This window comes from Mesorhizobium sp. M0663 (assembly GCF_040320585.1).
In the GTDB taxonomy this organism is placed as follows: Bacteria; Pseudomonadota; Alphaproteobacteria; order Rhizobiales; family Rhizobiaceae; genus Mesorhizobium.
Genome location: NZ_JAMYPX010000078.1, coordinates 1 through 3,621 on the forward strand (window position 1 = coordinate 1; position 3,621 = coordinate 3,621).

The window sequence follows — 3,621 nt, forward strand, 5'->3', positions numbered from 1 at the left end:
CCAGTCCATTCCGTCAACCAGAGCCATGAGCTGAGCATGATTGAGCTGGACCCGGTGGTGGCCGATCCGCGGCCAGCAGAACTTCGCCTCATCCAGCCGCTTGTACCTCACTTGGGAATGCAGACTCTACGAACGCAGTTACGCAATTAGTGCGGATCACGCATCCGTTTCATCCTCTGTTCTCGCGGCTGCTGCCATGTGTCGGCAGGCGATACAATCGGCATGGCGAACGCCTTTTGCTGCAGGCCGACGATACTGCCGTGTGGTCTGTTCCCCCGCAATGGACTGATCTTGCGAGCCCGGATCCAGAAGTTGTCATGGGGAATGGGCGGGCGCTCTTGCGTACTGTCGACTTGCTGGAGCTGGCCAGTCTGGTCGGGCGCCTTTCTGGTAAATCGGCTTCGCGATCACTCGACAAGTTGTAAGGATAATTATGCCGCATCTGTAAGGCGGATTATGCCGCAGGAGGGTTTGTATGATGAGCATATCCCAGCACTTCGGCTACACGTTCAGCATTGATCGCACAAGCCGCCTTGACATCGATGCTAATAGCGGCATAAACATCTTTACGATTATGCTTCTTTCCACACTCGGAGCCGGCGATGTCCGACAGCAAGCGCTCGAAGACGGAGGCCCTCATCGAACAAGGCACCTTCAATCCAAACCCCGAGAAGGTGGGCGATCCGAAGTTCAGCGACAGCGAGTTCTTCGATCCGCACGACGCCGTGCAGGTCAGATACGAGATGCTGCGGCGCGTCTCCGTCGACAACATGTCGGTGACGGTGGCGTCCGACGAGTATGGCGTTTCCAGGCCGACCTATTACCAGGCAAGGGCGAGCTTCGACGCAGCCGGGATTGCGGGACTGGTACCAAAGAAGCCGGGCCCCCGCGGTCCCCACAAAATCGACGACGAAGTCCTGGCGTTTCTTCAGGCGCAGTTGGGCCCGGGCGAACCCGTTCGTGCTCGGGAGCTGGCGAAGCTGGTCCGCCGCGAACTCGATGTCGAGCTTCATCCCAGGACGATCGAGCGGGTATTAAAAAAAACCGGCAGGTGAACATTGCCGCGGCATCGGTGCGTTCGTCGATCCTGTCGTCGGCCATTGCGGCCCAGTATGAGGTGCTGCGCGGGGCAGCCCTCGGCGAAGCTCTGCCTCTCAAGGCTCGTAGCGGCCTCATGCTCTTTCTGCGCCGGGGCATGTGGGGATGGGCACAGACGCTGGCCGCAGCAGCAAATCCCCTGCAAGAACAAAGTCATCCACCGTCGACCGCCTGGCCGACGCACGGCGGGCACGCAGCCGTCGTTCACGTCCTTGCGACAATAGCCATGAGCATCCACGACCGGAGGTCACCATGAATGCGCACCTTAAAGTCCAGCCTCATCACGTCGAACGCAGCGCCTACCTGTACATCCGCCAATCCTCGATGCGGCAAGTCATCGAGAACACCGAGAGCGCCAGGCGGCAATATGCGCTTCGTGGACGTGCGGTCGCCCTCGGCTGGCGGGACGAGCAGATTATCGTCGTCGACAATGATCAGGGTGAATCCGGTGCTTCGGCGGCCTGGCGCGAGGGATTTCAGCGTTTGGTCAGCGACGTCGGCATGGGGCGCGCCGGGATCGTGATGGGGCTGGAAGTCTCCCGGCTGGCGCGCAACAATGCCGATTGGCAGCGCCTGCTGGAGATCTGCGCTCTTGCCGACACCCTGATCCTCGATGAAGACGGCGTCTATGACCCCGCAGGCTTCAACGACCGGCTCCTGCTCGGTCTCAAGGGCACCATGAGCGAAGCAGAGTTGCATGTGATCAAGGCACGGCTGCGCGGAGGCATCCTCAACAAGGCAAGGCGCGGCGAGTTTCGCTGTCCCCTGCCAACCGGGCTGGTCTATGACCATTCCGGCAATGTGGTGCTCGATCCGGACACGCAAGTCAGGGAGACGATCATCCATTTCTTCGAGACGTTCGCTCGCGTCGGATCCGCCTCCCAGACCGTCAAGGCCTTTCGCACGGAAGGCCTTTTGTTCCCGTCACGCCTGCACAACAGTCAGACGGTGTTTCGGCCGCTGACCGCATCGACCGCGGTGCGCGTCCTGAACAATCCGCGTTACGCCGGCGCCTATGCCTATGGGCGGCGACACTATCGGCGCACCATCGACGGCAAGAAGACTGTGCGTGCGCGAACTAATGATGATTGGCCGGCCTGCATTCCCGATGCGCATCCCGGCTATATCAGCTGGGAACAACATCAGGAGAACCTGAAGATTCTCAAGGCGAACGGCCAAGGATATGACGCGGCACGAGCGTCAATCCCAAGAGAAGGCCCGGCGCTGCTGCAAGGTCGGGCGGTATGTGGGCAATGCGGCCGGCATTTCCGGGTTCGCTACGCTGCCCGGCGCGGCCGACAGGAAGCCTGGTACATCTGCGATCGCGCCCATACCTATCGCGGTGACCCCTTGTGCCAGTCGATCGCCGGGCCTCCTGTCGATGAAGCCATCGGCAGGCTGATTGCCGAGCAGATGACGCCGGCCGCCGTCGAACTGGCGCTCGACGTCCGTAAGGAGATCCAAGCCCGGCATGAAGAAGCAGATCGGCTGCGCTGTCGCGCGGTCGAGCGCGCCCAGATCGAGGCCGATCTCGCCCAGCGCCGTTTCATGCTGGTCGATCCCGACAATCGTCTCGTCGCCGACACGCTCGAAGGCGAATGGAACGAGAAGCTCCGTATTTTGGCCAAGGCCCGCGAAGAGCGTGAGCGTGCCCGGGAGCACGATCAATTCATCCTTGATGAAGCTGTCCGCGAGCGGCTGGTCGCAATGACGGTGGATTTCAACAAGCTCTGGGCGGATCCCGACACACCAAACCGCGAACGCAAGCGACTCCTTGCCCACATCATCGAGGATGTCACTCTCGTCAAGCTGCCGGCGGAAGGAACCACCAAGGTTCACGTGCGATTCAAAGGCGGCAAGATCCAGACGCTCACAACCTTGAGCCCAAAATCTTCCGCCCAGCAGATCAAGACGCAGCCCGGCATCGTCGAACTGGTCGATAAACTCCTCGACGACCACATCTATTCCGAGATCGCAGAACTGCTCAACCAGCAAGGATACCGTCCCGGCGAGGCCGCACGCCGCGGTCGCCACACCGCCCGCTTCACGGCCTTGCGAGTTGCCTATCTCGTTCACCAATACAAGCTGCGCTCTCGCTATGACCGCCTGCGGGAACGTGGAATGCTGACAAAACAGGAAGCGGCCGCGCGTCTCAATATCCACGAGCACACCGTCACCCGATGGGCCAAACATGGCCTCATCGCCAGCCACGCCTACAACGGGCACTATTGCCTGTACGAACTTCCCGTTTCGGATCTACCGCAAAAACAATGCAGCCGATGGAACCGGCTCGTCGATCGCGCTGCCGCATGAAGGCAAAATGCCAGCCAGGCAAAAACTCTCAACTGAAGACGAAAGGGACGTAGTATGAATGCAGATCGTTGGCATAAAGACACACGCCGCTGCCGTCCCACCAGACTATCTTGATCCTGTCCGCTCTTTTGGCGCGGAATACATAAAGTGCGCCGTTGAATGGATCCGAGCCGGCATCGCGCACCAGTGCCAAAAGGCCGTCGGGACCTT

Annotated in this window: 5 protein-coding genes; 3 read left to right on the forward strand and 2 right to left on the reverse strand. The window is 60.5% G+C overall.

The features are described 5' to 3' along the window. A partial coding sequence (tnpB, locus tag NKI54_RS35985; RefSeq protein WP_352694588.1) for an IS66 family insertion sequence element accessory protein TnpB occupies positions 1-111 on the reverse strand: 111 nt, incomplete at its 3' end. Positions 112-149: 38 nt separating this feature from the next. Here tnpB (NKI54_RS35985) and NKI54_RS35990 point away from each other — a divergent pair. The 3 genes from NKI54_RS35990 to NKI54_RS36000 all read left to right on the forward strand — a co-directional run bounded on the left by NKI54_RS35990 (position 150) and on the right by NKI54_RS36000 (position 3,411). After that, the gene (locus NKI54_RS35990; RefSeq protein ID WP_352694583.1) at positions 150-425 is read left to right on the forward strand and encodes a DUF5372 family protein; all 276 of its coding nucleotides are present in this window, start codon (positions 150-152) and stop codon (positions 423-425) included. Between the two features lie 177 nt (positions 426-602). Next, entirely contained in the window at positions 603-1,055 is a 453-nt protein-coding gene (locus tag NKI54_RS35995; RefSeq protein ID WP_352458899.1) for a helix-turn-helix domain-containing protein, read from the forward strand. A gap of 295 nt (positions 1,056-1,350) precedes the next feature. Next, positions 1,351-3,411, forward strand: a complete 2,061-nt coding sequence (locus NKI54_RS36000) for a recombinase family protein (protein ID WP_352694585.1) — start codon at positions 1,351-1,353, stop codon at positions 3,409-3,411. A 28-nt stretch (positions 3,412-3,439) separates the two neighbouring features. Here the strand turns inward: NKI54_RS36000 and tnpB (NKI54_RS36005) are convergent. Then, the coding region (tnpB, locus tag NKI54_RS36005; protein ID WP_352694587.1) for an IS66 family insertion sequence element accessory protein TnpB at positions 3,440-3,621 on the reverse strand (182 nt) is incomplete at its 5' end.

Coding starts and splice junctions, on each gene's coding strand:
- NKI54_RS35995 (WP_352458899.1), top strand. CDS start 603: ATGTCCGACAGCAAGCGCTCGAAGACGGAGGCCCTCATCGAACAAGGC.
- NKI54_RS36000 (WP_352694585.1), top strand. CDS start 1,351: ATGAATGCGCACCTTAAAGTCCAGCCTCATCACGTCGAACGCAGCGCC.